This is a genomic window from Acinetobacter sp. YH16042, from assembly GCF_013417245.1.
Lineage (GTDB): Bacteria > Pseudomonadota > Gammaproteobacteria > Pseudomonadales > Moraxellaceae > Acinetobacter > Acinetobacter amyesii.
Map to the genome: position 1 here is coordinate 20,500 of NZ_VPEJ01000012.1, position 25,674 is coordinate 46,173.

Genomic DNA, 25,674 nt, shown 5'->3' on the forward strand with positions numbered 1-25,674 from the left:
CCTTCGGGAGGTTTTTTTATTTGGTTTTTCGATAGAGCACATGAATAAAAACGTCCATGTTTTAATCTTTAAAATAAATTAAAAATAAATAATTAATCTATAATAACGATCATTAAGTGTTGGGAATCTTAAGATGAAAATTTTAGTGATCGCTGCAATGGGCTCGCTGCTCTCTATGGGTCTCATGCAATCTGCTCAGGCAGATAGCGCTAAGCAAAAAATGGTGCGTAATGACCGTGTGCAGGTTTCAAAGCAGATCGCACAATACGATATCAATCCTTTTGTAGATAGTCGCCGTGTGATGCGAAATGATCGTGTGAGTGTGATTAAGAAAAACTGAACCTGAGTTATTTAAAAAAGCCCATCCTGTTGAGATGGGCTTTTTTATATGCTGTGTTTAAAGAGGTTTTAAAACAGGGCTTCAAGGCGCACTAAAGCGGCCACAAAGTGGCTTTTATCGTCACGATGGTTGTTGAGGTAGTTGAGATCACCTTGGATATAAAACCATTCACGTAGAAAGGGCTGTCGCCATGATACATAGGGTCCCCAACTGTTTAAACGCAGTTGATCGTTATTGTAAAAACCACCTGTATATAGGCCGTAGTTGAATCGGTTACCTTTAAAAAATTGGTGTTGGCGGTAACTGAAGTTATCCCATTTCAGATCATCATCCTGTGCATCTGCATAGGTCAGGTTGAATTGGTTTGAGATAAAGGGTTGGCCTAGACGAGCATGGGTTAATTCTAAATTGGTTCTTAGATAATTTTCACTATCGATACCATAACGATAAATTTGTTCGGCTAAAAAACTGTAATCATTGTCGAGTTGCCATTTTTTAGCTGCTTTTAAGCGGACATATAGGTCATCACCAGAACGTAAACCTAGATCAACGTCAGTTTCGAAGGGCAGTCGATCTGAAATTTCTGACCAACGTAAAGCCAGTGAACTGTTATCTTCACGGGTTTGCTTATTGTCATAATTTTTATCACTACGCCCCGCAGGGTTTTCATTGGTAATTGCAGCATTATTTTCTAATTCATTATCAAGTGAGTCATCACCAAAGACCACACTCAATTTTTTTTCTAAAGTGGGAAGCTTAATTTTACCGCGAATACGTGGCTTAATTTCGTATTCATCGTGCTTATTCCAACTGTTGTCTAAAATCACCCGTAGGGTTGCATTGGCAGGCTTTTCTGGCTCACTTTGCCCAAACCAATTATCCATACGAACGGCCGTTCGATCTGCCCAATTTCGGACTTTCTTCTGTTGTCGATCGGTCCAGCTATTATTTTCCGTTTGTTCTGTTGTCGGAACAATGGGGTGATCTGATTGTTCAGGTAAGAAGGTCGGTGTTGCATCAATCCAACGTGGAATTTGATCTAAAAAATCATAGGTCTTTGGCGTGATATACGATGAATTTTGGTCAGTTTCAGGCACATCCTGCGAATGTTCACCCTCAGTTTCATTGACGACAGCATCAGTTTCATTGGCCCAAGCAACTTGATACATCAAGCTCATTGATGCGGAAAAAAGCAAAGTCCGAATAAAGTACTGTTGTTTTTTATGCATATGTTTTGGCTCTATTTAATTATCATCTGAGTATCCTGCATCTGTAGTTTTGTTATTTTTGTCGGATAAATGCAAGCCAAACTACAAAATAAATGCAATTAATCTTCGGTCATTTGCTTAAGTGCTTGATAAAGCGAAATCACATCAATGGGTTGAGCCAATTGTTGGATCACATTTTGGATGCTTTGCCAATTTAAACCTTGCTGTCGATGGAGGATCAAATAGGGAAGGGCTTGTTCAGTACGCAAGAGTGCCATGCGTTTTTGACCGTGGATTAAACGTATTTTTTGACGTTCTTGTAATAATAACAGCGGGGTATGTAGCGTCGGTTCAGGTTCATCAAAATGAATGAATTTTTGCGTATGAACTAACTGTACCGGGATAAATGGATAATAGTCGTTTTGCGACCAAATCATTTCAGCATGCTGAGACTGTTGATAGAGCTGATCAGGTGCAGCACAGAGTTGCTCTAGACTGTCCCATGATATGACTTTAATCGCGGCAAGTTCATGTTGATGTTGTTGGCAAAACAGCTGAGAGAGTCGAATGGCTTCCATCTGCGTTTGCGCACCAAACAACAAGAGATATTTGATGAAGCGACCTTCGGTATTGATTTGCTCTGCTAAATACAGTGGCTGGTTTTTCCAATCTGTACCATCTGTTGTATGTAATAGAACATCAAGTTGCGTTGTGAGTTCAGGCTGATCTATAAACTGCAATTCATACAAGGCCAATTGCGCATCGATGTTTTGCAGCGTTTGAACGCGAGCGGTATATTGAGCGATTTGAACCTGTTCAGGAAATTCAACGCCTGCCATTGTCGAGTTGAGATGTTCCTCCGATGGCGCATGTGTTGGCTGCTCAATTAGAACAAGAGGAACGGTATCAGGTGCAGAAAGCTCCGGTTTATTTGTATTTGAGTTATCAAGCAACGTATCCGCTTTATTGATTTGCTTATCGCAATGATCTAGATCAACAGATCCGTCTTTATTTATCGCTTCAATTGGCAGTAGGTCGTCCACACTTGCTGCAACACAGCTTGGCGCTGTGATGATTTCATCCTTTAGGCGTAAGGCATGTAGACGTAGATCGGTATCACTGATTAAACATTTATATAGCTGTTGTTGTTCAATTAACCAATCATAGCATTCGCTAAAATTGCCCCATTCACTGAGTAAAGCCGTGCGCTGTTTGGCTGGAATCATCCACACTTGCCAACCTAATTCATGGTCATGCAGCAAGGCCCAACCCATCTCTGGATATTGATATAAAGCATTTTCAAGTGCAGCATCATGGTTAAAATAGCCACGAAATAACCATGAATATGGCGTTTGTTTGGAAAATTCAGTTGCAGCCATTTGTGGCTTAGTTAATGCGCGATAACTTAATATTTGCTTTTGAAAAATTGGTTCATCGCATAAGGCAAAAATTTCATGAATCCGACGTTTAGAAAGCGCCGTTTCATAAAAACTTAAAGCACGATGTTCAAGTTGATGGGTCAGTACATGGATTTCTTTTATTAATTGTACTTTCTCTTGTAAATTCATTTGTCCGCTTCCTAAAGGACTTTTTGTGCTTTTTCTAAATATTTAGCCAATACAATATTGGTTGCAAGTTCTACTAATTTATATTCAGCCGAATTCGGGTTTCGATATGTATTGGCCAATTCAATCAGGCGTTCAATATCGATGACCTGCGGTGAAATTTTTCCTTGTATCAGTGCCTGAAGTTCTTGCATAGGACAATGTAAATTTAAAAATAAAGAAGTCGATTAGTTCATTTGATTATAGAGATTTCATTAAAAAAAACATGGAAATAAATGTCAGCTTCTACAAATTAAGTGTTGAATATGACAATTAATGCGCATTTTGTTTAAAAATAATACCAAATCATCAGCTTAAAGATACGCTTTGCAAATTTTATCGCGGCATAGTTGGATCAATTTTTTTGAAGTCATCATCAGCGATTGAGCGCTTTTAGATGTTCATTTTTAATGTTAAGTAAAGAATAAAGCCCAAAGTAAAGGCACATAAAATAAAAAACCGATGGTGGGAGCCATCGGTTTTTTTATGGAAAAATCAGCTAAAAATTAAGCTTTTTTTTCTGTGTTTGTGATAACTTCAGTTGTATCAGCAGCTGGAGCTTGGCTCTCTGCATTGGCAGTTTCAGCAGTTACAGCTTTTTTTACTGGAAAATCTGGTACGTAAACGATTTGTGCAGAAACAGTTGCAGAAAGCGCCATCACAGCAACAGCCATAGCATATTTGATTGCGTTCATTTGTGTATTCCTATCAATCATTAGTAACTCAAAAATTGAGTCAGGGAGAAAATTAATCACTTGAATTTATGTGAAAATAATATCAAAAAATAATCAATTAAAAATGATCGATTCGGCAACACAAGATAAATGGTAGGATTTAATATTTATATAAAACAGTCTATTAGAGTTATTGCTCTAGAGTTTTTAGTGGCTGAGTGACAGCGGCGTATCACTCAGATATAGATGAAAAATCTATGAATGTTTGGCACATTTCTTTTCATAGACTTTGCCTGCGATACCACCAATAATGGCACCACTAATCGTACCAAAAACAGGCAATATACTGCCTGCAACAGCTCCGATCGCAGCACCTTTGACGGTCGGAGAAAAACGTGAGAGAAAGCTATTCTTCCCTGTTTGGGACTCGTTGGTGGTTGTTTGAGGGGTTGTATTGGTAGATAGTTCGGTTTCAGCAGAAGTTGCTTGAGGTTCAATAGTCATGACATTACTCCCGAGCATGATCGTTAGAAGAATGAAGCTTTTAGCCTAATCGGAAGCGACCACTGCTTAAACAGAAAGCATGTAATAAATGATGGTCAGTTTGTAATCCCTCGAAGTGGAATTCACTCCTGTGTAAGACATGTAATATTTTGCTGTTTTGATGTTTAAAAAATAACCAAAATAAGCGACTTAATCATATGATGAAGTTTCAAAATCATAACAATGAGGATAAATACAATGTCTGTTGCTAAAGTCGTTGAAGTAAATGCAAGTAGCACAAAAAGTTTTGAAGATGCAATTCAAACGGGAATTAATAAAGTCACTGAAACCGTGAAAAACGTTCAGGGTGCATGGATTAATGAACAGAAAGTCGTGGTGAAAGACAATAAAATTGCGGAATATCGAGTGAACTTAAAAATCAGCTTCTTGGTTGAATAAGTTTTAATTTTATTGATGTTAAAAACTGATCAAAAAAAATCCCCGAAGTTCGGGGATTTTTGTTTGAACACGCTGAATTATTTTTCAGGCGTTTCACAGCTTTCATCATTACACACAGGTGTAGGAGCAAGCTCAGGAAGTTCCGCAGCTTTGTCCATCACTTTTTTAAATACATCTTTCGGTTGAGCGCCTGCTAAAGCAATGCGTTGCTCAAACACAAAGAACGGTACACCCGTAACTTTAAGTTGATCGCGTGCTACTTCTTCATCGTATTTGACGAAATCGGCAAATTCATCTGAGTCTAATAAATCATCGACTTCAACAGGGTTTAGACCAATACGAGATGCAACGTCTTCTAAGGTTTCACGTTCACCAATGGCCAAGCCTTGCGTCATATAGCTATAGAAGAAAGCTTCTTTGGCTTCACTGCCGAGACCTTTGCTTTGTGCAAGATGAATCAAGCGGTGCGCGTTGAAAGTATTGCCTGAATTGGCTTTTTGCCAGTTAAATTCAATACCTTCAGCTTTTGCCATTTCGGCAATATTGCGCTGCATTTCCTCTACTTCTTCAATACTGCGGCCATATTTTTGAGCTAGACGTTCAGTATTAGAAATTTCTAGGCGAGCGGGCGCATCTGCATCAAGTTGATAGCTATGCCAAAACACTTCAAGCTCTACACCCGATTCTTCGGCAGCAGCTTCAAGGCGTTTTTTCGCAATATAACAAAATGGGCAAACCACGTCTGACCAGATATCTACACGCATGGGAAATCTCTTTTCTATGTTCTGGGAAAATGATGGGGGCAAATCCTAAAATTTAAAGCCAAGCAATGCAAACCATTTTTGTCGAGATGGCGTAATGTGGAATTTTTTGATGCGATTACAACGCTTGAACGATGATCTGTCGGGACATCTAATCTGTGATTAAACGTTTACCCAAACAAATTACCTCAACCTCTTCATAGCCCAATTGTTCATAAAAATTTTGTACGTCAATGTTGTCTTGGCGAATCAGTAATTGAAGTTTGGGGCAACCTAAAGCAATTAAGCGTTTTTCTAATTGCTGAATGAGGGCGGTAGCGACGCCATTTCGCTGAAAATGTGGATGTACGGCAAGATAATTGACCCAGCCTCGGTGTCCATCATAGCCACCCATGACAGTTGCGATTAATTGATCATCTTTGACAGCCAATAAAAATAGTTGGTCACGTTGAGCCAATTTTCGAAATATATCAATTTCAGGGTTATTCCATGGACGGGTCAGATCACACAGTTCCCAAAGTGCAATCACTTCATCTAAATCAGATTCAAGATAGGGGCGGATAATAAACATAATTTTTGTTTTAGCATGTATTTTGACCAATTTAGATTAGTCGAGTTTTGCAGACTTGATAAGTCATATTGAAAAATAAAAGCCATAAAAAAACGCTCCGAAGAGCGTTTTTCATTTCACTGTCAATTAAGCAGTTTTCACTTCAGGTTGAGCAGCTAACATGTGGCCGTTCTCTTCGAAGTTGATGTGCCAAGACAATGCTTCACGTAGAAGGTGAGGTGTTTGACCACCTTTCGCACATGCACGGTCGAAGTAATCATTTAGCGCATCACGGTACATAGGGTGAGCACAGTTGTCGATTACTGCACGAGCACGTTCACGTGGAGCAAGACCACGTAAGTCAGCAAGACCTTGTTCAGTAACTAAGATGTCAACGTCGTGTTCAGCATGGTCAATGTGAGAAGCAAATGGAACAACAGAAGAAATGTCGCCGCCTTTTGCAATTGATTTAGTCACGAAGATCGCCAAGTGTGCATTACGTGCGAAGTCACCTGAACCACCAATACCGTTCATCATTTTTGTACCGCAAACGTGAGTTGAGTTCACGTTACCGTAGATATCAAACTCAAGTGCAGTGTTGATACCGATAATACCTAAACGACGTACCAGTTCTGGATGGTTCGAAATTTCTTGTGGACGTAATACAAGTTTGTCTTTGTATTGTTCAAGGTTATTAAATACTTTTTCGCCATATTTAGCAGAAAGTGTAATAGAAGAACCTGAAGCAAATTTCATTTTGCCTGCGTCGATCAATTCAAATGTACAGTCTTGAAGTACTTCAGAGTACATGATCAAGTCTTCAAAGTTAGAATCTTTAAGACCAGTCAATACTGCGTTTGCAATCGAACCGATACCTGCTTGTAATGGACCTAGGTTTTTCGGTAAACGACCTTCTTCTACTTCTTTTTCAAAGAAAGCGATCAGGTGGTTTGCAATACCTTGAGTTTCATCATCAGGTGCAGTCACTGTAGATGGAGAGTCATGCAATTCGTTGTTAAATACGATACCTACGATTTTTGAAGGATCGATGTTGATTGCATGTGTACCAATACGTTCGTCAACATGAGTCAATGGAATCGCTTGACGTGTTGGACGATATGTTGGGATATAAATATCGTGTAAGCCTTCGAATGCTGGGCTTAAGTTGGTGTTGATTTCAACAATCACTTTTTCAGCAAAAATTGCAAAGCTTGCAGAGTTACCTACAGAAGTTGTAGGGATGATGCCACCATCTTCAGTGATCGCAACAGCTTCAATAATTGCCACATCAGGCTTTTTAAGCTGAAGGTTACGCATTTGTTCAACTGTTTCAGACAAATGCTGATCGATGAACATCACTTCGCCTTTGTTGATGGCTTTACGTAATGTATTGTCTACTTGGAACGGTAAACGACGAGCAAGAACACCTGCTTCAGTCAATTTTTTGTCCAAATCGTTACCCAAGCTCGCGCCAGTAATTAGGGTAATTTTAAGAGGATTAGCATGAGCCTGTTGAACCAACGCTAAAGGTACAGCTTTCGCTTCACCTGCGCGTGTGAAACCACTCATACCTACCGTCATACCATCCTGAATGAATTCAGCAGCTTTTTCTGCGCTGATAACTTTGTCGTGAAGGGCAGCTAAACGGATGCGATCTAAAGACATCATATACTCTCGTGAAATTCTCAAAACTGATACGGATTGTACCGATCAAAAAAGCCATTTTGCATACCTGTTAGGCTAAGGTCTAATTTTTTGAAAAAATGTGGGTATAAGATTTTATTATGTTTTTTAAACTACTGAATAATAAAGTTAAAAATATCAATGGTTAAAGCTTAAACAAAACTGTTCGTTGCTTTTTTGAACGCTTGTTAAAAGCGTTCAGTTAAACTTTGCTTAATTTTTTCCAATGGGCTGTTGTTTAATATTTCATCATTTTCGAGTTTTTGCAGTGGTAAAGAAATGATCGCTTCGAGTCCACCTTCTGCTCGATTGTGAATTGAAAGTTGACCTTCGTGAATATCCACAATACGTTTTACAATGGCTAAACCGAGTCCACTGCCTTGAATGGTACGTGCATCATTACCACGTACAAAAGGTTGCATCAGGTCTTCAATTTGGTCTTCAGGAATCCCTTCGCCATTATCGGCAACGCGAATTTGAATATGGTCACCTTCATATTCGGTAGACAGTTCAATCGGCTCGGCACCATAGCGTTTTGAGTTATTGATTAAGTTGCCTATTAATCGTTTTAAGGACAGGCTACGTGCTTGAATAATCGGTAAGTCTTGAGGTTCAAAGCGAATATCTAAAGGTTTAAATTGAATCACTAATTCCTGCAATAGCGCATTTAAATCAGTATCTTGCGGAACCTCATCAGAGCCATCTCGCATATACGAAATGAACTGATTCAGAATTGCATCCATATCTTCAACATCGTAAATCAGACCTTCTTTTAGGAAGTCATCATCAGGCATCATTTCTGCGCTGAGTCGAATACGGGTCAGCGGAGTACGCAAATCGTGGGAAATACCGGCCAACATGATGCGGCGATCACGTTCAGTTTGTTCCAGCGTGTAGACCATGTGGTTAAAGGCTTGGTTTACTTCACGGATTTCTTGTGGCCCATGGTTGGTTTCTAAATAAGGTGCAGTGCCGTGTTTACTATAGTTGTTTGCCGCATCTTGTAAACGTTTTAGTGGACGGTTGAGCTGACGAACCAAGGTTAAGATAATGATGCCAGCAATCAGCGGAATACCCAATAACCAGCCTAAAATCAGCTCTGCGCTATAGTTGGCATAGGTTTTTAAAGGCTCGCGAACCCAGTTGCCATTCATTTCTGGAGTTTGAATCCAGATGCGTGGGTCAGGTTTAAATTGGAAATACACGGTCGCATTATCAATGCGCATTTCTTTGGCCAGTTTCTTTTCAATTTGATTGGTAAAGAACTCTGCAATGACTTTGTCTTTGACATTGGGGAATTCTTTCGGATCGGTCACATATTCGATCCCGACACGGTTGCGCATCCAGTCGTCGACATCCACTTCGGCATTGTTATGAAAAATCCGTAAATCAGGATTGTTAATGATTTCAAGCTCGACCGCGAGGTAACGAGCATGTTGTTGAATTTCGGGTAAATAGAGTGTGCGCCAAAAGAACCATAAGGACATAAACAGGCTAAAAAACACCACAAATAAGACCAATACGGTGGTACGCATGGCTGCAGAGCGGGGTTTGATTTTATCGAGGAAGCGTTCCCAAGGTGTCCGTTTTTTTTCGGAGTAGGTAACGTAGTCGGTAAATTCCTGTGGGTCGATGGGTTCGAGTTTCACGCAGAATCCTTTAAGCAAATTTTTTGAAAGGCAGTTTTTATTCTTTGCGATGGAATCTTACTGCTGGAACGTTCTTTGGGAGGAGTTCGTTATGTTACTTTTTAAAAAAGTAACCAAAATTTTTGCCATTCGCTGAACTCGCGCACATTACTTTTATTCATTCAATTTCAAGTGGCTCGGACAGCAGCGAATGGCATTTCCGGACATGAGGTACGGTGACTCGATTCTCAGGTCTTATTTTATGGCTTATTCAGCACCATCTGGAACAAAGACATAACCTACGCCCCAAACGGTTTGAATATAGCGCGCACGTGCTGGGTTTTCTTCAACCAAACGACGCAGGCGAGAAACCTGAACGTCAATTGAACGCTCCATAGCACCCCATTCACGACCACGAGCAAGATTCATTAACTTGTCGCGTGTCAGTGGTTCACGAGGATGTTGAACTAATGCTTTAAGTACGGCAAATTCACCCGTTGTTAATGTGACGACTTGACCTTCACGGGTTAATGTACGAGTAGACAGGTCGAGTGACCACGGACCAAAAGACACCACTTCCATTTGTTGGCTTGGTGCGCCCGGAACTTCACGCACTTGACGACGTAATACGGCACGAATACGTGCCAAAAGCTCATTCGGGTTGAATGGTTTTGGTAAATAGTCATCTGCACCGGCTTCAAGTCCAGCAATACGGTCTGAATCACTACCACGAGCGGTCAGCATAATGATTGGGGTATCGATGCTAGATTGGCGCAGACGGCGACAAATACTCAAGCCATCTTCAACAGGTAACATAAAGTCGAGCACAATCAGGGAAAAGAGTTCCCGCTGCAACAGACGATCCATCTGAGTCGCATCATGTGCGGTTTTGACCACAAAACCTTTATCTTCTAGGAAGCGTTGTAAGAGGGTGCGTAGACGCACATCATCATCGACAACCAGAATGCGTTCGACTCGGTCGGTTTCGGCTTGTACGGCATCTGTTTTTTCAGCAGGTACAACTAAACTCATGACGTGCTCCTTATTCTTTATTGTCATCGTAAACAAAAAGTCGATTTCACTTGAGTATACGATTCATTTATATAAATTTACTATGCTCTAAAGCAACAAATATTGCAGTTAAAATCAAGACATAGATACCAAATGTATACATGTTGTTCGAATCAGTTTGCTTATCTAAGTCTCGCTAATTTGCTGTTTCATAGTCAGTTTCGTAAAAAAATGTGTATTTGAGATGAACTGGCATTAAAAACCACGAATAAATTTATAAAAACAATTGTGGATTTTATGGTCTTGGTCTTTATAATCATGGCTTTTAGAACTTATCCTTGCAGGGATCTAATACGATGACTGACTTAGTTCAGCAGTTGGCAAAAGAAATTGCCGTACGTCCAAATCAAATTGAAGCTGCCATCAAGCTCATTGATGAAGGTGCCAGTGTTCCATTTATCGCACGTTACCGTAAAGAAGTGACGCAAGGTCTGGACGATACTCAATTACGTCAGCTCGATACACGTCTGACTTACCTGCGTGATTTATTTGAGCGCCGTGAAAAGGTAATCGAATCTCTAAAAGAACAAAACAAGTTATCTGATGACTTACTTGCTCGCGTGAATGCAGCAGAAACGAAAAATGCTTTAGAAGAGATTTACGCACCGTACCGTCCAAAACGTACCAGTAAATCATTTAAAGCCAAAGAAGCGGGTTTAGGCCCAATCGCTGAAAAAATCTTTAATGAAGCGATCGATCCTACGGAAGCTTTGGCAGGCTTTAGCCATGAAGATTATGCAGATGTTGAAAGTCAACTTGATGCGATTCAACACATTTTAATTGATGAATGGGCACAAAATATTGCATTAACCACTGAGCTAAAAGCGACATTTGCGAAAACTGCAGTGTTGAAAAGTTTAGTTGCAAGCGATGAGAAAAAAGAAGTCGGTAAAAAATTCCGTGATTACTTTGATTTCTCTGAAAGCTTAAATAAAGTCCCTTCACACCGTTTATTGGCGATGCTCCGTGGCCGTCAAGAAAATGTCTTGGGCTTAAAAGTCGATGGTGAAGATGATGCACCATTGGCTCGTATTGATACTGAATACAATTTAGAAACAGCACAACCACAAGCGCGTGCAGATTTCTTAAAACAAACTGCAAAATTGTTCTGGCTCGGTAAAGTTCGTCCTGCGATTGAACATTCATTATTGACTGAAAAACGTTTGGCTGCTGAAGCTGAAGCGATGGATGTCTTTGCTGAAAACCTACGTCATTTATTACTTTCTGCTCCTGCAGGCGCACGTTGCACATTGGGTGTAGACCCAGGCATCCGTACGGGTGTGAAATTGGCTGTTGTGAATGCATCAGGTGATGTCCTTGCACATAGCACGATTTACCCATTTGCTCCGAAAGAAGACAAAGCTGGATCAGTGGCTGAACTTGCACGTCTATGCCGTGAGTTTAATGTTGAACTGATTGCCATTGGTAACGGTACTGCAAGCCGTGAAACTGAAGCTGTTGTAGCTGAAATGATGGCAGCAAATACAGACTTGAACTTGATTCGTGTGTCGGTATCTGAAGCAGGCGCGTCGGTTTACTCAGCATCTGAATTGGCGTCAAATGAATTGCCAGATTTAGATGTATCGATCCGCGGTGCTGTATCGATTGCACGTCGTTTACAAGATCCATTGGCTGAACTTGTGAAGATTGATCCTAAATCGATTGGTGTGGGTCAATACCAACATGATGTGAACCAAACCGGTTTGGCAAAAACGCTAGAAGCGGTTGTGGAAGACTGTGTGAACTCAGTAGGTGTTGATGTCAACACAGCATCATCTGCTATTTTGGGTTATATCGCGGGTCTAAATAAATCGATTGCACAGCAAATCGTTGAATTCCGCAAAGAAAATGGTCGTTTTGATAACCGTCAAAGTTTGAAGAAAGTACCTCGTTTAGGCGAACGTACCTTTGAACAAGCAGCAGGTTTCTTACGTATTCAAGATGGTTCTGAACCATTGGATGCATCTGCAGTTCACCCAGAGTCATATGACTTGGTGGCAAAAATTGTGGAAGCAAAAGCGACGACTGTAAAAGATATTATTGGTAATACTGAAATTATCCGTCAGATCGATGCAGCAGCATTTGTAAATGACCAATTTGGTTTACCGACAATTCAAGACGTTTTATCTGAACTTGAAAAACCAGGCCGTGACCCACGTCCAGAGTTCCGCACGGCTAAATTCCGTGAAGACATCACAGAAGTGGCGCAGTTGACTGAAGGTTTACAGCTTGAAGGTGTGGTTACGAATGTAACCAACTTCGGTGCATTCGTGGATGTGGGTGTACACCAAGACGGTTTAGTGCATATTTCTGAACTTGCAAATGAATTTGTTGCAGATCCGCACAAAGTCGTGAAACCAGGTCAAATTGTTCAAGTTCGTGTCTTGAATGTCGATGTTGAACGTAACCGTGTCAACTTGTCTATGCGTGCAGAAGGTGCTGCTGCAGCGAAACCACAACGTCAACCACGTCGTGACAATGCCCAGCAAGAACAACGTGGTGAGCGTAAGCCACATGCGAAACGTCCACAGCATGCCCGTCCGCAAGGCGACCGCCCACAAGGTCATAAAAAATCTCAAGCAGCGAAACCACAAGAAAATAAAATTGGTGGTTTAGGTGCGTTGTTATTACAAGCAGGGATTAAAGGTTCGAAGTAAATTGTTGAATTTGCTTAAAATTTAATCTAAATTAAAAGAGCCTTAAGGCTCTTTTATTTTTTTGGGGATAAATGCGAATAAACTATTACATGTATAATTTTCAAGATGTAAATAACTTACAATCTTTTGACTTTAATATTTCTCAGATCATTGAAAATAGTACGAATAAAAAAGCAAAGAGTTATGTTACTGGAATTACTTACAATGATGAAAAACTATACTTAATTAAATTGAATAAGAATTTCTATTTATTTGTTCAAACGAAGAATCAGGAAATTGTAAAGGCAGTTGAAGATAATAGAAGTGGTTTATCTGCTGCGGATTTAACAAGCAAATTGGCAGCTAATGAAAGTATGGGATTTGCTTCATATATTTATATGAATGATAAATTTTCAATATTTGCGTTTGCATCTAGAGTTTTATCACCGACCTCCACAGCATATGCTTTTTATGTTGAACAGTTACTTAAGGGAATGAAGATCAGGGATTTGTCTTTTAAATTAATTCCAGTTAAAACACAAATAACCAAAGCGCAGGTTGCGAATCTTGATTTTATTGGTAGAACTTCATTTCAAGTAGCATATGGGCCTTTTGTTCAAAATGTATTAAATGCTTTTAATGGGGAGGGTAAAGCGATTGATTTTGAGGATATTGCTGGTTTAGAAGTAATTATAAAACCTAAAAGAGGTAAAGCAATTAACAAAACAGTTCTTAAATCAATAAATCAAGTACCCGATAATGAACTAGAAAAAGTAACTTTACGTGCTAAGGCTCATTTAGAGGACCAATTAACAAATTTTTATTATTCAAAAGATGGCATGTTATCAGAAGGTTGTGAGGCTGAATCAGATACATCTATTGCTGAGCATATGAAAGCTACTTTAGGAACCAATTCTGTTATTCAAGAAAGAATAAGGGATTATAAGGGGTTAAATTATGAAAAATTGGTCAATCATCCTCTTATTGAATTCAATTCCCTTAATCATTGGAGTGGCTAGCCAAGCATTATATTACTGTGTCCTAAAAAACTATTTTATTTTTTCTTTTTATATTAATAAGAAGGATTTAGGCATTGCTTTGCTTGCATATTCTATAGCAATGTTTGGAATTGTAGCAACAATTTCTACTATTGTTTATGGATTAGAAAAGATTGCTGTAAAAGACTATCTTCAAGATTTTGGGCCATACTATTTGAGTAGTTGGTTTTTAGCTATTTTATACTTGATTTTAGTATGTATTACTTCGGTTTTGTTGATAGCAACTATTAGTGAAATTGAAGTCACAAAATGGTTGATAAGAATTGTAATATTTTTCTTTATAGCTAGTTTAGTACAAGCCCTATCTAGCTTGTGGACTGGCATGAAAATTTTAAGGAAACCTTAAAAAAAACCTCCCAAATGGGAGGTTTTTTTATTTCTTTTAAGGCCTATCAAAGATAAATGAGCTGAATCTTAAACTTCGCAATAAAGTGTAAAAATCACACAAATCACGTATCAAAACACACTTTAGAATCGTTCGATTGTCAGACAATATAAGTCACGCCATAAAGTGGTCACAAACTTTAGGCTTTACATACTTACATCTAATTATTTGATATTTATTATAAACGGTAAAATGATGACATCTAAAATTGAACGACATCGATTTCATATTCACGACTTTTTATCTGGAACAGTGGTATTTCTCGTGGCTTTACCACTATGTCTAGGCATTGCATTGGCTTCTGGCGCACCGATTCTCTCTGGCATTATTTCCGGCATTGTCGGTGGTATTTTAGTCGGAGCATTGAGTGGCTCACATATCAGTGTTGCAGGGCCAGCAGCAGGTTTAACAGCAGTCATTTTGGTACAGCTTGAATTACTGGGCGGCAACTATGCCGCCTTTTTATTGTGTATTGTTTTTGCCGGTATTTTACAGATTGGATTTGGCATATTTCGGCTCGGTTTCTTTGCCAACTTTATTCCGAACAATGTCATATTGGGTTTGTTGGCAGCTATCGGTCTGATCTTGATTGGGAGTCAAATACCTTATTTGTTTGGCTTGAACCAATTTTCATGGTCTGTGCTGTGGCAGTCACAGCCGCTCGATTTGCAATGGGATATTGGTGCCGTTCTGATCGGTATCGGTAGCCTTGTACTGATGTTGCTTTGGGAACAGAGCCCATGCAAAAAGTGGGTTCTGCCTTCAGCCTTGGTTGCTGTCGTTCTTGCTGCACTGTGCAATGCCGTGTTGGTGCTTAGTGGTTCGCCTTTGGCAGTTCATCCATCGAACCTCATCCAACTTCCAAATCTTTGGGATCAGCCACAAAATGTGATGATTTTTCCAGATTGGACCGCTTTAAATAATCCTCTGATTTACACAGGGGCTATCACTTTGGCGGTTGTGGCGTCATTAGAAACTTTATTGAATTTGGAAGCAGCAGATAAATTAGATCCGCATAAGCGTTCGTCACCCCCCAACCGAGAGCTATGGGCGCAAGGTATCGGTAATGTTGTTTCGGGCGCTATAGGCGGGATGCCGCTGACGTCAGTAATTGTTCGTAGTTCGGTCAATGCCAGTGCTGGAGCTAAAAGTAAATGTTCTGCGATCTTTCATGGCGTATTACTCTTGTTTGCCGTGCTGTGTTTAGTGCCTTTGATGAACATGATTCCGCTTTCAGCATTAGCCGCAATTTTAATCCTCACAGGGTTTAAACTGACACATCCCAAATTGTTTAAACAGTTGTATTTAAAAGGTTGGAAACAATTTATTCCTTTTATCATTACCTTACTGGCGATTTTATTCACAGACTTATTGCTCGGAATCTTGATTGGTTTAGCCAGTAGTGCGGCCTTTATTTTATATGCCAATTTTAATAAGGGACTGAAGGTGTATAAAGAGCATCATTTACATGGGGTGATTACACGGATTGAATTGCCTTCACAAGTCAGTTTTCTCAACCGTTCGGCATTAATATCTGCATTGGAACATATCCATCGCGGCGAACAAGTGGTGATTGATGCCACACATGTGAGTGATATGGATGCTGATATTTTCCAGCTTATTCAAGAGTACCAACAGGAAAAGGCAGCACAGCGTAAAGTGCAAGTGCAGTTGATTGGTTTCAAGGCACACTATGCCGATGCGCAGGAGGCGGCATTAGATATAGATATCAGTACCGCAGCTTTACAGCAACGTTTGACTCCGGAGGCCGTGCTCGCTTTGCTTAAAGCCGGCAATGAGCGGTTTGTACAAAATGAGCGTTTGCAACGAGATATCTATCGTCAACTGCGGGTGACCGCAGAAGAAGGACAGCATCCGATTGCGGCAGTGTTAGGTTGTATGGATTCTCGTGCGCCGACTGAAATGATCTTTGATGTTGGAATTGGCGATTTATTTAGTTTACGCATAGCGGGGAATGTCGCAGGGCAAAAGTATTGGGTTCTTTAGAATTTGCCTGCGAAGCCAAAGGTGCCAAAGTGATCGTAGTGCTTGGTCATACGGACTGTAGTGCGGTTAGCAGTGCTTGTCAGTTGCATTTAGCTGGTCAATCGATTCAGAGCCTGACGCGTATGCCACATATTCAATATGTGCTGGGGCCACTCAATGAGTCTGTATCGCGTGTTGCAGAATTGATGCAACCACAAACGCTGAGTCCGGCATTTTTAGAGCAAGTGACGCAAATGAATGTGCATTACAACATCCGCTATATTTTGCAAAATAGTGAAGTGCTACAGCAGTTGGTGCAAGAAGGTAAAGTGGCGATTGTTGGTGCAGTGTATGATGTAAAAACTGGACGGGTTAATTTCTTCGGATAAATAAAATCCGATGACATAAAAAAGGATCATCATGAACACATGATGATCCTTTTTATTGAACTAAAATACATTAGCGAATCATCGGTACAATCCAACTGGTAATGATCAGCAAAATACCGAAATGTCCCAATTTACGGGTGACATATACCAATTTTGACGGCTTTTGTTCCAATTGTTTCGCATAGTCTTCGATGCTAATGCCTTGTTTTGCATTACTGGTAAATAAAAACACCGCCAAATCGATACAAATTAAAATGGTACCGACATCTGCCACCACTTCCATTAAATCGTATTGGCCGCTGATCAAGGCGGTTGACACTTGATAAACGAGGAAAAGTGCAAAAGCGATGCAGGCATACTGCAAAACAGTTAAAAATATCCGCATAAATCTATACTAAATAAGCTCAAAATTCTGAAACAGGATTATAGCGTCCCTCGCAAAAGATTACTGTAACGCTTAGAGTGCTTGCATGACTGCTGGGAAATGTTGCTTTTCAATCAACTCCAAAAACTCATCGCCCATACGCTGACTTTCAGCCACACATTGATTCCACATTTTAATCCGTTGTTGGTTGTCTAAGCCTTTGAGGGTAAAGTCTTTACGGTCAGGCAGTCGGCCAAGCGGCAAGCTTGCAAGGTATTCTTGTGAAGGCGACAGTAACAGGGTACGCGCCTGATTTTCAGGATTGGCTTGGCGTTTAAATAATTTATCAAACCAACCTGGGGTGATGCTATCCGTGAAATGTGGATACAGCACGATGCCCTGACTTTGGAAGGGTAGGTCAATATGATAGTCAATCAGGCCGCCATCGCGGTAACTGCCTTGTGGCGCATCAGGGATATCACGTATCGCGGCCATGACACCGGGAATAGATGCAGAAGCCATAAGCCACGGCATGACACTGTCTTGAGTCAATGCATGGTAATGCGTGGTAAAGCCATCATCCGCCACGGTAAATTGATGACCTGACACAGGCTGACTAATTACACGCTGCATGAAATAACGACTGTGTTTACGTGCGAGCGCTGTCGTGCCCACGATCCCTGCGACAGAGGCTAACAGCGGCAGGGCTTTATCACTTTGGAAAATATGCTGAGCTTTGACTGAAAGCACAGTGAGGTGATAATCCGGGTGATTAACCAGTGCCGCTTCTTGACCTTGAATCAAATCGATCAGCATGCCACGACACACATCGCTGACTTCTTGACGGCTCATCTTTTTATGAAAGCTCAGATTGGTATACAGCTCAGAGAGGCGTTTCGTCCCTTCAATGGCTCCCCCAGCAGCAATACTGGCAAAGCGCCAACTGCCAATCGATGAACCAATTAAAGTACGCTTTTGTTGCGCGCGTGGCAAAAAGTCAGCAAAAATCGCCTGATCTAAACCTTGAATACCAATGCCTTTCGGACCACCCGCAGCACCGGGCAGGATATCCACTTGAGCAGCGTTTAAACCCTCTTGTTCAATCAGTTGGCGGGCTAAATGGCCAGCACGGATATTGAGCGCAGGCGGTCTTTTTTGCAAAATTTGAGTCATGGCAGTCGCTTAAAATACAGTCGTAGAATTATTCTAGTGTGTTTTTGCACAGACCCAATGGCTGAAACTTACGACAAATGACTTCTCAGTCATATCAAGGCGTCTCTCAGGAATGCTGTAATAGTTGTTCGTTATGCCGATGCAATTGAAACAAACTGAGGCAGACGATTGCCCATGTCGCCATTGGAAAGACCGCCCAAGCAAATAGGTTAATGATAAAAATCACGGCCCCAGCTAATAACCAATAATTTAACCCCGCCATCAGCTTTTGCTGTGGCAAACAAAGTAGGAATAAACAGGGAAGTGCATTAAAGAGAATGATCCACCAAAATGTAGCGCTATGCTGCATCCGATACAGGGTGGTGTTGGCTGTCGGTTGCCAGTTTAGAAAAGGCATGTGCATATTTAATTGAACCAACACATCGAGCAGGGTCGAAAAACTATACAGCAAGGCCGTTGCACATGCTCGGAGAGGGTTTCGACCATACAGTACCCCTAAATAACTGTATGACATGGCGTTCAGCCTTATTTAAATTTTTGAATTTTTTGTTTTTATGGCTTTAAGCCTTTTATTGTCAAAAGGCTTAAAGGAGCTATGGATACATCAAGATCATTTAAACACACGCCAAATGGCAAGTAAGCTTGAAAGTGCAATTAATACGATGGAAACATACCATGGCGCAATTATCGCGATGGAGAGGAAGATGGCCATAATACTGCCAAAAACCCAACTACGTTTTTGCTGATGTTCCATTTGCAGGCGCATGCTTTGCAGTTCATTCAGTTGTTTGGCATGCCAAGCCGACTGATTTTTTAAACCATTCAGGCTGTCGATCATCAGCGTTGGTAAATCTTGCGCACCTAAAAGTAAGTCTGGAATTTTTTGCCCGAGTTCTTTTAAGTTTTTCTGCGGATTCATTTGCGCTTTAATCCAATCGGTGAGGATTGGTTTTGCCAAACTCCAAATATCCAATTCAGGATAGAGATCAGTTCCTAAACCTTCAACATGGACCAAGGTCTTGAGCAGCAACATCAGTTGTGGCGGAATCTCTAAATGGAAACGACGCGCAATATCCATCACTTGAATCAGGATGCCGGCGAAGTCCAATTCATGCATTGGTTTAGAGACCATTGGGCCAACGGTACGACGCATTTCACGTGCTAAGGCATCTTGATCTGTACCCGGTGGAATCCAACCCGCTTGATGCACGATTTGAATCAGTTGCATAAAGTCGCTGTTCATAACCGCAAGCAGCATGCGTGCTACGGTCATTTGGTCGTGCTTTGAAAGCTCACCCATAATCGCGCAGTCCAAGGCAATAAAGCGTGGATTGCTTGGATTAATGGTTTCGACGAAGACATTCCCCGGATGCATGTCTGCATGGAAGAAGTTGTCGCGGAACACTTGGGTAAAGAAAATGGTGAGCCCTTTTTCGGCTAAATCTTTACGATCCATGCCCAAGCGATCAAAGGTCGCAATATCTGAAATTGGTACACCCGTAATACGCTCTTCGACCATGACATCACGGCTGTCCATATAGACTTCAGGCACGTACATCATGCTTGAACCGGTGAAGTAATGACGCATACGACGCGTGTTATCCGCTTCTAAAGTCAAATCCAATTCATTGAGAATAATTTGACGGTAGTCTTGAATAATTTCAGATAGATGCAGGGCACGAGCGGCTTCTAGGCGTTTTTCAAGGAACTGACCAAGCCACTCTAATATTTCAAAATCATGCAGAATTTGATTGCGAATATTCGGGCGAGCCACTTTCACTACGACTTCGCGACCATCATGCAGTGCAGCAGTATGCACTTGTGCGATAGATGCTGCGGCTAAAGGTTGCTCGTCAAAGCGTGCAAATAAGGTATTAACATCGGCTTTGAGTGATTCCTGAATGCGCATTTTGGCAACGTCATTTGAAAAAGGTTTTACACGGTCTTGTAAAAGCACCAATTGCTGTAAAACTTCAGGTGGAATCAAGTCACGACGGGTAGACAGTAATTGACCGAGTTTAATGGCCAAAGGTCCCATATCTTCTAAAGCTTGTTTTAGCTTCAGTGGATTTTTACGTTCTTTGCTTAAACGTGCTGCAGGATGTATACGAATGAGGGAAATAATATGACGGGCTTTTTCCGGTAATTCTTCCGCAGGAAACAACGTGTCGAGTCTATAGTGCGCAGCAATGCGCCAAAGGTCGAGTAAACGTGAAACGTGCGGAATCATATATGCAATTACCTAGTCTTAAGTGTTGTCTTGTAATGAGTCAATTTGGCTGTGCAGCTGCTGAATTTTTGCTTCTGCACGGTCCAGATTTTGATTCAAAATTCGGGTGTCTTGATTCAGGTCATCCATTTGCCAGCGTGGGGCAAGCAAGCCTGAATCTTCTTTTAACGCGTCTTCAGCAAAGAACAAATGGCTTTGTAAAGTACGTTTGAGATGTTTGGGTGCAAGTTGTAACTTACCAATTTCATGCGCAAGGCTTGGACCAATCCAAGGGCTTAGATGCGAAGCTAAATCAGGCTCAGCTTGCTGCATAATGCGCTGGATATCCTGCAATAAGTGATAATCACCTTGCAATGGAATATTGCCGACATCTTCAGCCAACAGCAGTTTGAGGAGCTCGACGACCGTTTTGACATGTAAGGTCGCCGTTGCTTCAGTTATGTTTGACTGCTGCTCGAAAGGGCGTTGCTCAAAGATGGATGCGGTTTCAGTATGTCCTGTTGGCGTCGGTTCTAAGCGAACTTTCTGATCGTCAAAAAACACATCCACCGACAACTGTGGTGAGTCGATCACCACACGAAGCATTTTGCCTTGCAATTCATTCAGTTGGATGCGGGTAATCGCATCCAAATCAATGACATGATGAATTAAGCGTTCAACTGCACCAAGTGCGAGAATCGACCACATAGTTCAGCCTGCAGTATTAAAGTTTGAAACCACGGTGTACAGCCACGATACCACCCGTTAAGTTGTGGTAATCACAGTTTTGGAAGCCCGCATTTTCCATCATACCTTTAAGAGTACGTTGGTCTGGGTGCATACGAATTGATTCTGCAAGGTATTTATAGCTTTCAGAGTCATTCGCTACGATTTTACCCATGATCGGTAATGCAGTGAATGAGTACAAGTCATACAGTTTTGAGAAAGGTTCAAATACCGGTTTAGAGAATTCTAAAATCAGTAAACGACCACCTGGCTTAAGTACGCGGTACATGGCAGCTAGTGCAGCATCTTTGTCAGTCACGTTGCGTAGACCAAATGAAATGGTCAATAGGTCAAAACTGTTGTCTGCAAAAGGTTCTAAAGTTTCAGCATTGGCCAAAACGAAATCGACATTGGTACAACCAGCATCAATGAGGCGGTCACGACCGACATTGAGCATCGATTCATTAATGTCTGAAAGCACCACATGACCTGTCGGGCCAACTTCACGGCTAAATACTTTGGCAAGGTCACCAGTACCGCCTGCAATATCTAGGACGTGCTGACCGCGACGTACACCAGACATGTTAATGGCAAAACGTTTCCATAGACGGTGAATACCAAATGACATTAAGTCATTCATGATGTCGTATTTTGCAGCCACTGAGTGGAAAACTTCCGCTACTTTTTGTGCTTTATCTTCGCTGCTCACGGTTTGATAACCAAAGTGCGTGGTTGCCCCAACGTTACCAGTATTCGCGCCACGTGGCAGATTATATTTGGGTACTGAACCTGTCACAGGTGTGTCGGTCAGACGTTGTTCTAAAGATTGTTGCTGACCTTGCGCTGTCCCTTGTGGTAAAGGCTCAGTTAAGAATGGACTCACTTTGTCTGTATTTTGTGCCGACTCAGGTGTAGGGGCAGGCGTTTGATTCTCGTTAGACATTAGAGTCACTCCTAACTTATAAATAGGGTTAATGTTGCTTTGCAAGCATGATGACAGATTCTCTGTTGTTATACAGCAGTCATTTGCATTTGTTGTGAATAATATACAGAAAAAATAAGGGTCTGCTGTAATTGCTTTGCAAATCCCCTATAAAAAATCTGAATTCAGTCTTGCAAGCCCAGTTTGTTTTATATCAAACATGGGCTTTGTGGGATGTGAGTTTTGTTAAGCCGCAGGCTGAAACGGGTTCGGGTCACCGGCATGTACACGGTCAACGATTTGGCGTTCTACAGCGGTAAATTCGCGGACAAATTTTTCTGCTGACTTGAGCGGTTTCATCGCCAAGAAGCCATCTTGCATAAAGTCGTACATCACTTCGAAGTTGTATTTGTTTGCTGCGCCCTTACACATTTTAAAGGCGGTATAGACCATAAACGAGCGCATATATTTATCTAAATTACGACCTAAATCGTCTAACAGTTGCAGTTGCAACATGCGGTCTTTGCCCTGATCGAGCTTGAGATAGGTCTGGCGCATCATTTCATCGGTCAGGGTTGGATTATTTGGATAATCTTCCAGTAATTGAATGGCCACTTGTTCGTCAAGCTGTACGGCCAATATCGCAAGTTGTACGCCCGAAGTGCCGGTCTTAATGGCATTGTCTGGAATTAGTTTTTCTGCTTTATGCGCATAGCGGGTGAGACGTGCAATTTGTGCAGCTAATGCATCAAAATCAGGACCGCCATATAAACGGTTAATAAAATATTCAGACATCAGTACATTGTGTTTTTCAGCAAATTGCACAGCATGCGTACGTTGCATGCGCTGTTTTTGCCACTGTTGGACATCTTGTAAACGCTGTAAAATTTCTGGCTTTTTGTGGTAATTCAACTGGTAATACAGTTCAAGTAAATCATCTAATACCGCAAGTTTGGACATTGAGTGTCTCAATTATTTTTTAGATGTTTGAATCTTAGTGGGTGTTGGAGCTTAGGGCTATGACAAAGTGACGAAATTACAGGTCAATCTGAGTCAGTTTGTTGCAGAAACGGTCATATTTTGCATTTCAGCACATACATGAAAGCATTGTTGTGTGATGAACGGCATGGTTATACTCAAAACAGAATAAAACCAAGGGTCCGCCATGAGCTTAAAAGAAACAGAATTTCAATTGATGGATGAAGAACAACTCTCGGTTGAGCTGATTGAAGCGCAGTATCAACTGAAAAATACCAGCCGTCAGCCCAATGCCAAAAGCATGTTGATTTTAGTGAGTGGAATCGAGCTTGCGGGTAAGGGAGAGGCTGTCAAACAGCTCCGCGAATGGGTCGATCCACGCTACTTAAGGGTGAAAGCGGATGCCCCGATCATGTTTAATCAAAAACAAACGTTTTGGCAGTCTTATGCACGGTTTATTCCTGCCGAAGGGCAAATCATGGTGATGTTTGGAAACTGGTACAGTGATTTGCTCAGTACCGCCATGCATGTGTCGAAGCCTTTGGATGAAACCTTATTTGATGAATATGTCGAGAACATGCGAGCCTATGAACAAGACCTAAAAAATAATCATGTCGATGTGATTAAGGTCTGGTTCGATTTATCTTGGAAATCCTTACAAAAGCGCTTGGATGAAATGGACCCGAGTGAAGCGCGTTGGCATAAATTGCATGGTTTAGATTGGCGCAATAAAAAACAATATGACAACCTACAACGTTTACGTCAGCGTTTTAGTCATGACTGGGTCATCATCGACTGTGAAGATGAGCAAGTCCGTGATCAACAATTTGCACAGCATATTTTACGCACTTTAAAACATTGTCCAGCACATGAAACCAAAGCGGTGGGGCGCTGGAAACAAGCCAAAACACCACAGGCGTTATTGGAACCCAGCACTGTCGTGGCTGATGAGGCTGATTATAAAAAAGAATTAAAAAAATTAAGCCGCAAGGTGGCTGAAGCTTTACGTTTTGATTCACGCAATGTGGTGATCGTCTTTGAAGGAATGGATGCCGCAGGAAAGGGCGGGGCAATTAAACGCATCGTCAAAAAGTTGGACCCACGCGAATATGAAATTCATACCATTGCAGCACCCGAAAAATATGAGCTACGCCGTCCATATTTATGGCGCTTTTGGAATAAAATTCTCCCTGAAGAAAAGATCACGATTTTTGACCGCAGTTGGTATGGTCGCGTTTTGGTTGAGAGAATTGAAGGCTTTGCCAATACGGTTGAATGGCAGAGAGCCTATGATGAAATCAACCGTTTTGAAAAGGACTTATATGACAGTCAAACGGTTGTCATCAAGTTCTGGTTAGCCATTGGAAAGGATGAGCAAGCTGCACGGTTTAAAGCCCGAGAAGAAACCGCGCATAAGCGTTTTAAAATTACTCCAGATGACTGGCGGAATCGTGACCGTTGGGATGATTATCTCAAAGCTGCCGCAGATATGTTGCAACGCACGGATACAGAATATGCGCCGTGGCATGTGATCGCCACCAATGACAAGCACAGTGCGCGCTTACAAGTGCTAGAGACGATCTTGGCGCAATTGAAAGCAGATTAAATGCATGAAAAAAGCCACGATATTCGTGGCTTTTTTCATTTTCAAAACTAGCTCATTTTCAGATTTACTTAATCTTCAGGTCTATGGTTTAGATCACTGTGATTTTTAAATCTTGTTGATGCGCTAGATATCGCTCCATTAACCATTGTTTGGCGTTGGGACAGGTTGGTTCGGAAATTTTTGTTGAATACGCTTTGCCAATTGGTAGCTTTCTTCCACATGGGTTTCAGCAACTTTTTTCATCACGATATAACCCAAACTGGCTGCCACCAATTGTCCACCTAGCGGAATAAATTTGGTCACTTGTTTGGTAATATATTTTGCTGCAATGTTATTCAGCGATTTTTTCATTGCGGTTCGTGCAACTACTAAGCCAGAAAATTCGACACCACGTTTACGCAGTTCTGTCCAATGAATCTGTTTGGTTTTCGGGTCATACACACTAATTTGATCTGGCGCTAAACCAAAACGCGCATTAATTTCTGGAATGAGCTGTGACAAAATTCCGACGTCAATCACCACATCCAAAAATGGCACAGGAATAATGGCTGCACCTGCTGAAAAATAAGCACGTTTTTTCACAAGTTCTAAGCATTCAGCGCGAATAATGTCCAGATTTAAGTTAGGGTCGATGGAATCAGGAATGTTATCAATTTTCATAAGCAGATACCCTTGATACTGGATTGGTTTTTTTCTCATAAAGTATCATTAAGATACTTGTTTAAAAGCATTTTTTGCAATCTATTCTCTTGTCAAAGTCGCATAGACAGCCCAAGATGTA

24 protein-coding genes and 1 pseudogene are annotated in these 25,674 nt (G+C 41.2%); 7 read left to right on the top strand and 18 right to left on the bottom strand.

All coding sequences use genetic code 11. The features are described from left to right. The first annotated feature begins 133 nt into the window (after positions 1 to 133). Positions 134 to 340 (top strand): hypothetical protein, encoded by a 207-nt coding sequence (locus FTV37_RS09980; protein ID WP_180063753.1) that lies wholly within the window; start codon positions 134 to 136, stop codon positions 338 to 340. A 68-nt stretch (positions 341 to 408) separates the two neighbouring features. On the opposite strand, the gene FTV37_RS09985 is transcribed toward FTV37_RS09980, so the two are convergent. From FTV37_RS09985 to FTV37_RS10005, 5 genes are all read right to left on the bottom strand, one after another. Beyond that, positions 409 to 1,518, bottom strand: a complete 1,110-nt coding sequence (locus FTV37_RS09985) for a hypothetical protein (RefSeq protein WP_373683572.1) — start codon at positions 1,516 to 1,518, stop codon at positions 409 to 411. Positions 1,519 to 1,667: 149 nt separating this feature from the next. Then, on the bottom strand, positions 1,668 to 3,116 hold the full coding sequence (locus tag FTV37_RS09990; RefSeq protein WP_180063757.1) for a hypothetical protein: 1,449 nt from the start codon (positions 3,114 to 3,116) through the stop codon (positions 1,668 to 1,670). A gap of 11 nt (positions 3,117 to 3,127) precedes the next feature. Then, positions 3,128 to 3,307, bottom strand: coding sequence for a hypothetical protein (locus FTV37_RS09995; protein ID WP_078189814.1), 180 nt, complete (start codon positions 3,305 to 3,307; stop codon positions 3,128 to 3,130). 351 nt (positions 3,308 to 3,658) lie between these two features. Next, complete coding sequence (locus FTV37_RS10000; RefSeq protein WP_111885834.1) at positions 3,659 to 3,847, bottom strand: hypothetical protein; 189 nt, start codon at positions 3,845 to 3,847, stop codon at positions 3,659 to 3,661. Between the two features lie 234 nt (positions 3,848 to 4,081). Continuing rightward, positions 4,082 to 4,330, bottom strand: a complete 249-nt coding sequence (locus FTV37_RS10005) for a glycine zipper domain-containing protein (protein WP_218946142.1) — start codon at positions 4,328 to 4,330, stop codon at positions 4,082 to 4,084. 237 nt (positions 4,331 to 4,567) lie between these two features. On the opposite strand from FTV37_RS10005, the gene FTV37_RS10010 reads away from it, so the two are divergent. Then, positions 4,568 to 4,768, top strand: a complete 201-nt coding sequence (locus tag FTV37_RS10010) for a dodecin family protein (RefSeq protein WP_067761311.1) — start codon at positions 4,568 to 4,570, stop codon at positions 4,766 to 4,768. A 77-nt stretch (positions 4,769 to 4,845) separates the two neighbouring features. Here FTV37_RS10010 and FTV37_RS10015 read toward each other — a convergent pair whose 3' ends face one another. From FTV37_RS10015 to ompR, 5 genes are all read right to left on the bottom strand, one after another. Next, positions 4,846 to 5,532: a DsbA family protein gene (locus FTV37_RS10015; protein ID WP_111885832.1), complete on the bottom strand. Its 687-nt coding sequence runs from the start codon at positions 5,530 to 5,532 to the stop codon at positions 4,846 to 4,848. 148 nt (positions 5,533 to 5,680) lie between these two features. Next, the gene (locus FTV37_RS10020) at positions 5,681 to 6,100 is read right to left on the bottom strand and encodes a GNAT family acetyltransferase (RefSeq protein ID WP_168377983.1); all 420 of its coding nucleotides are present in this window, start codon (positions 6,098 to 6,100) and stop codon (positions 5,681 to 5,683) included. A 126-nt stretch (positions 6,101 to 6,226) separates the two neighbouring features. Beyond that, the gene (locus FTV37_RS10025) at positions 6,227 to 7,744 is read right to left on the bottom strand and encodes an acetyl-CoA hydrolase/transferase family protein (protein ID WP_168378000.1); all 1,518 of its coding nucleotides are present in this window, start codon (positions 7,742 to 7,744) and stop codon (positions 6,227 to 6,229) included. Between the two features lie 206 nt (positions 7,745 to 7,950). After that, positions 7,951 to 9,411 (bottom strand): ATP-binding protein, encoded by a 1,461-nt coding sequence (locus tag FTV37_RS10030; RefSeq protein ID WP_111885830.1) that lies wholly within the window; start codon positions 9,409 to 9,411, stop codon positions 7,951 to 7,953. Positions 9,412 to 9,657: 246 nt separating this feature from the next. Further along, positions 9,658 to 10,422, bottom strand: a complete 765-nt coding sequence (gene ompR / locus FTV37_RS10035; protein WP_078189809.1) for a two-component system response regulator OmpR — start codon at positions 10,420 to 10,422, stop codon at positions 9,658 to 9,660. A gap of 335 nt (positions 10,423 to 10,757) precedes the next feature. On the opposite strand from ompR, the gene FTV37_RS10040 reads away from it, so the two are divergent. The 4 genes and pseudogenes from FTV37_RS10040 (at position 10,758) to FTV37_RS10055 (ending at position 16,915) form a co-directional block, all read left to right on the top strand. Then, entirely contained in the window at positions 10,758 to 13,118 is a 2,361-nt protein-coding gene (locus tag FTV37_RS10040) for a Tex family protein (protein WP_180063758.1), read from the top strand. A gap of 71 nt (positions 13,119 to 13,189) precedes the next feature. Further along, complete coding sequence (locus tag FTV37_RS10045; RefSeq protein ID WP_257224286.1) at positions 13,190 to 14,116, top strand: hypothetical protein; 927 nt, start codon at positions 13,190 to 13,192, stop codon at positions 14,114 to 14,116. Then, positions 14,055 to 14,501 carry a hypothetical protein gene (locus tag FTV37_RS10050; protein WP_180063762.1) on the top strand — a complete coding sequence of 149 codons (447 nt, stop codon included), beginning with the start codon at positions 14,055 to 14,057 and terminating at the stop codon, positions 14,499 to 14,501. Before FTV37_RS10045 ends, FTV37_RS10050 begins: the two co-directional genes overlap by 62 nt. 234 nt (positions 14,502 to 14,735) lie before the next feature. Then, positions 14,736 to 16,915: pseudogene (locus tag FTV37_RS10055) on the top strand (SulP family inorganic anion transporter). 70 nt (positions 16,916 to 16,985) lie between these two features. Here the strand turns inward: FTV37_RS10055 and FTV37_RS10060 are convergent. From FTV37_RS10060 to FTV37_RS10090, 7 genes are all read right to left on the bottom strand, one after another. After that, positions 16,986 to 17,300 (bottom strand): hypothetical protein, encoded by a 315-nt coding sequence (locus FTV37_RS10060; RefSeq protein ID WP_078189807.1) that lies wholly within the window; start codon positions 17,298 to 17,300, stop codon positions 16,986 to 16,988. 72 nt (positions 17,301 to 17,372) lie between these two features. Further along, positions 17,373 to 18,452, bottom strand: a complete 1,080-nt coding sequence (locus tag FTV37_RS10065) for a patatin-like phospholipase family protein (protein WP_180063764.1) — start codon at positions 18,450 to 18,452, stop codon at positions 17,373 to 17,375. A 106-nt stretch (positions 18,453 to 18,558) separates the two neighbouring features. Next, the gene (locus tag FTV37_RS10070) at positions 18,559 to 18,966 is read right to left on the bottom strand and encodes a hypothetical protein (protein ID WP_180026788.1); all 408 of its coding nucleotides are present in this window, start codon (positions 18,964 to 18,966) and stop codon (positions 18,559 to 18,561) included. A 96-nt stretch (positions 18,967 to 19,062) separates the two neighbouring features. Further along, the gene (locus FTV37_RS10075; protein WP_180007065.1) at positions 19,063 to 20,682 is read right to left on the bottom strand and encodes an AarF/ABC1/UbiB kinase family protein; all 1,620 of its coding nucleotides are present in this window, start codon (positions 20,680 to 20,682) and stop codon (positions 19,063 to 19,065) included. A gap of 18 nt (positions 20,683 to 20,700) precedes the next feature. Beyond that, complete coding sequence (locus FTV37_RS10080; RefSeq protein ID WP_180002881.1) at positions 20,701 to 21,369, bottom strand: SCP2 domain-containing protein; 669 nt, start codon at positions 21,367 to 21,369, stop codon at positions 20,701 to 20,703. A 16-nt stretch (positions 21,370 to 21,385) separates the two neighbouring features. Next, the gene (gene ubiE, locus FTV37_RS10085; RefSeq protein WP_078189802.1) at positions 21,386 to 22,330 is read right to left on the bottom strand and encodes a bifunctional demethylmenaquinone methyltransferase/2-methoxy-6-polyprenyl-1,4-benzoquinol methylase UbiE; all 945 of its coding nucleotides are present in this window, start codon (positions 22,328 to 22,330) and stop codon (positions 21,386 to 21,388) included. Between the two features lie 225 nt (positions 22,331 to 22,555). Continuing rightward, on the bottom strand, positions 22,556 to 23,269 hold the full coding sequence (locus tag FTV37_RS10090; RefSeq protein WP_180026789.1) for a hypothetical protein: 714 nt from the start codon (positions 23,267 to 23,269) through the stop codon (positions 22,556 to 22,558). A gap of 205 nt (positions 23,270 to 23,474) precedes the next feature. Between FTV37_RS10090 and FTV37_RS10095 the strand changes: the two genes are divergently transcribed. Continuing rightward, positions 23,475 to 24,893, top strand: coding sequence for a phosphate--AMP phosphotransferase (locus FTV37_RS10095; RefSeq protein ID WP_180007071.1), 1,419 nt, complete (start codon positions 23,475 to 23,477; stop codon positions 24,891 to 24,893). Positions 24,894 to 25,031: 138 nt separating this feature from the next. Here the strand turns inward: FTV37_RS10095 and FTV37_RS10100 are convergent, their stop codons facing one another. Next, on the bottom strand, positions 25,032 to 25,553 hold the full coding sequence (locus tag FTV37_RS10100) for a hypothetical protein (protein ID WP_180024754.1): 522 nt from the start codon (positions 25,551 to 25,553) through the stop codon (positions 25,032 to 25,034). Between the last annotated feature and the right edge of the window lie 121 nt (positions 25,554 to 25,674).

What these genes read in the sequence shown, in the direction of transcription:
- FTV37_RS09980 (WP_180063753.1), top strand. Translation starts at nt 134, where the DNA reads ATGAAAATTTTAGTGATCGCTGCAATGGGCTCGCTGCTCTCTATGGGT.
- FTV37_RS09985 (WP_373683572.1), bottom strand. Translation starts at nt 1,518, where the DNA reads ATGAGCTTGATGTATCAAGTTGCTTGGGCCAATGAAACTGATGCTGTC.
- FTV37_RS09990 (WP_180063757.1), bottom strand. Translation starts at nt 3,116, where the DNA reads ATGAATTTACAAGAGAAAGTACAATTAATAAAAGAAATCCATGTACTG.
- FTV37_RS09995 (WP_078189814.1), bottom strand. Translation starts at nt 3,307, where the DNA reads ATGCAAGAACTTCAGGCACTGATACAAGGAAAAATTTCACCGCAGGTC.
- FTV37_RS10000 (WP_111885834.1), bottom strand. Translation starts at nt 3,847, where the DNA reads ATGAACGCAATCAAATATGCTATGGCTGTTGCTGTGATGGCGCTTTCT.
- FTV37_RS10005 (WP_218946142.1), bottom strand. Translation starts at nt 4,330, where the DNA reads ATGACTATTGAACCTCAAGCAACTTCTGCTGAAACCGAACTATCTACC.
- FTV37_RS10010 (WP_067761311.1), top strand. Translation starts at nt 4,568, where the DNA reads ATGTCTGTTGCTAAAGTCGTTGAAGTAAATGCAAGTAGCACAAAAAGT.
- FTV37_RS10015 (WP_111885832.1), bottom strand. Translation starts at nt 5,532, where the DNA reads ATGCGTGTAGATATCTGGTCAGACGTGGTTTGCCCATTTTGTTATATT.
- FTV37_RS10020 (WP_168377983.1), bottom strand. Translation starts at nt 6,100, where the DNA reads ATGTTTATTATCCGCCCCTATCTTGAATCTGATTTAGATGAAGTGATT.
- FTV37_RS10025 (WP_168378000.1), bottom strand. Translation starts at nt 7,744, where the DNA reads ATGTCTTTAGATCGCATCCGTTTAGCTGCCCTTCACGACAAAGTTATC.
- ompR (WP_078189809.1), bottom strand. Translation starts at nt 10,422, where the DNA reads ATGAGTTTAGTTGTACCTGCTGAAAAAACAGATGCCGTACAAGCCGAA.
- FTV37_RS10040 (WP_180063758.1), top strand. Translation starts at nt 10,758, where the DNA reads ATGACTGACTTAGTTCAGCAGTTGGCAAAAGAAATTGCCGTACGTCCA.
- FTV37_RS10045 (WP_257224286.1), top strand. Translation starts at nt 13,190, where the DNA reads ATGCGAATAAACTATTACATGTATAATTTTCAAGATGTAAATAACTTA.
- FTV37_RS10050 (WP_180063762.1), top strand. Translation starts at nt 14,055, where the DNA reads ATGAAAAATTGGTCAATCATCCTCTTATTGAATTCAATTCCCTTAATC.
- FTV37_RS10060 (WP_078189807.1), bottom strand. Translation starts at nt 17,300, where the DNA reads ATGCGGATATTTTTAACTGTTTTGCAGTATGCCTGCATCGCTTTTGCA.
- FTV37_RS10065 (WP_180063764.1), bottom strand. Translation starts at nt 18,452, where the DNA reads ATGACTCAAATTTTGCAAAAAAGACCGCCTGCGCTCAATATCCGTGCT.
- FTV37_RS10070 (WP_180026788.1), bottom strand. Translation starts at nt 18,966, where the DNA reads ATGTCATACAGTTATTTAGGGGTACTGTATGGTCGAAACCCTCTCCGA.
- FTV37_RS10075 (WP_180007065.1), bottom strand. Translation starts at nt 20,682, where the DNA reads ATGATTCCGCACGTTTCACGTTTACTCGACCTTTGGCGCATTGCTGCG.
- FTV37_RS10080 (WP_180002881.1), bottom strand. Translation starts at nt 21,369, where the DNA reads ATGTGGTCGATTCTCGCACTTGGTGCAGTTGAACGCTTAATTCATCAT.
- ubiE (WP_078189802.1), bottom strand. Translation starts at nt 22,330, where the DNA reads ATGTCTAACGAGAATCAAACGCCTGCCCCTACACCTGAGTCGGCACAA.
- FTV37_RS10090 (WP_180026789.1), bottom strand. Translation starts at nt 23,269, where the DNA reads ATGTCCAAACTTGCGGTATTAGATGATTTACTTGAACTGTATTACCAG.
- FTV37_RS10095 (WP_180007071.1), top strand. Translation starts at nt 23,475, where the DNA reads ATGAGCTTAAAAGAAACAGAATTTCAATTGATGGATGAAGAACAACTC.
- FTV37_RS10100 (WP_180024754.1), bottom strand. Translation starts at nt 25,553, where the DNA reads ATGAAAATTGATAACATTCCTGATTCCATCGACCCTAACTTAAATCTG.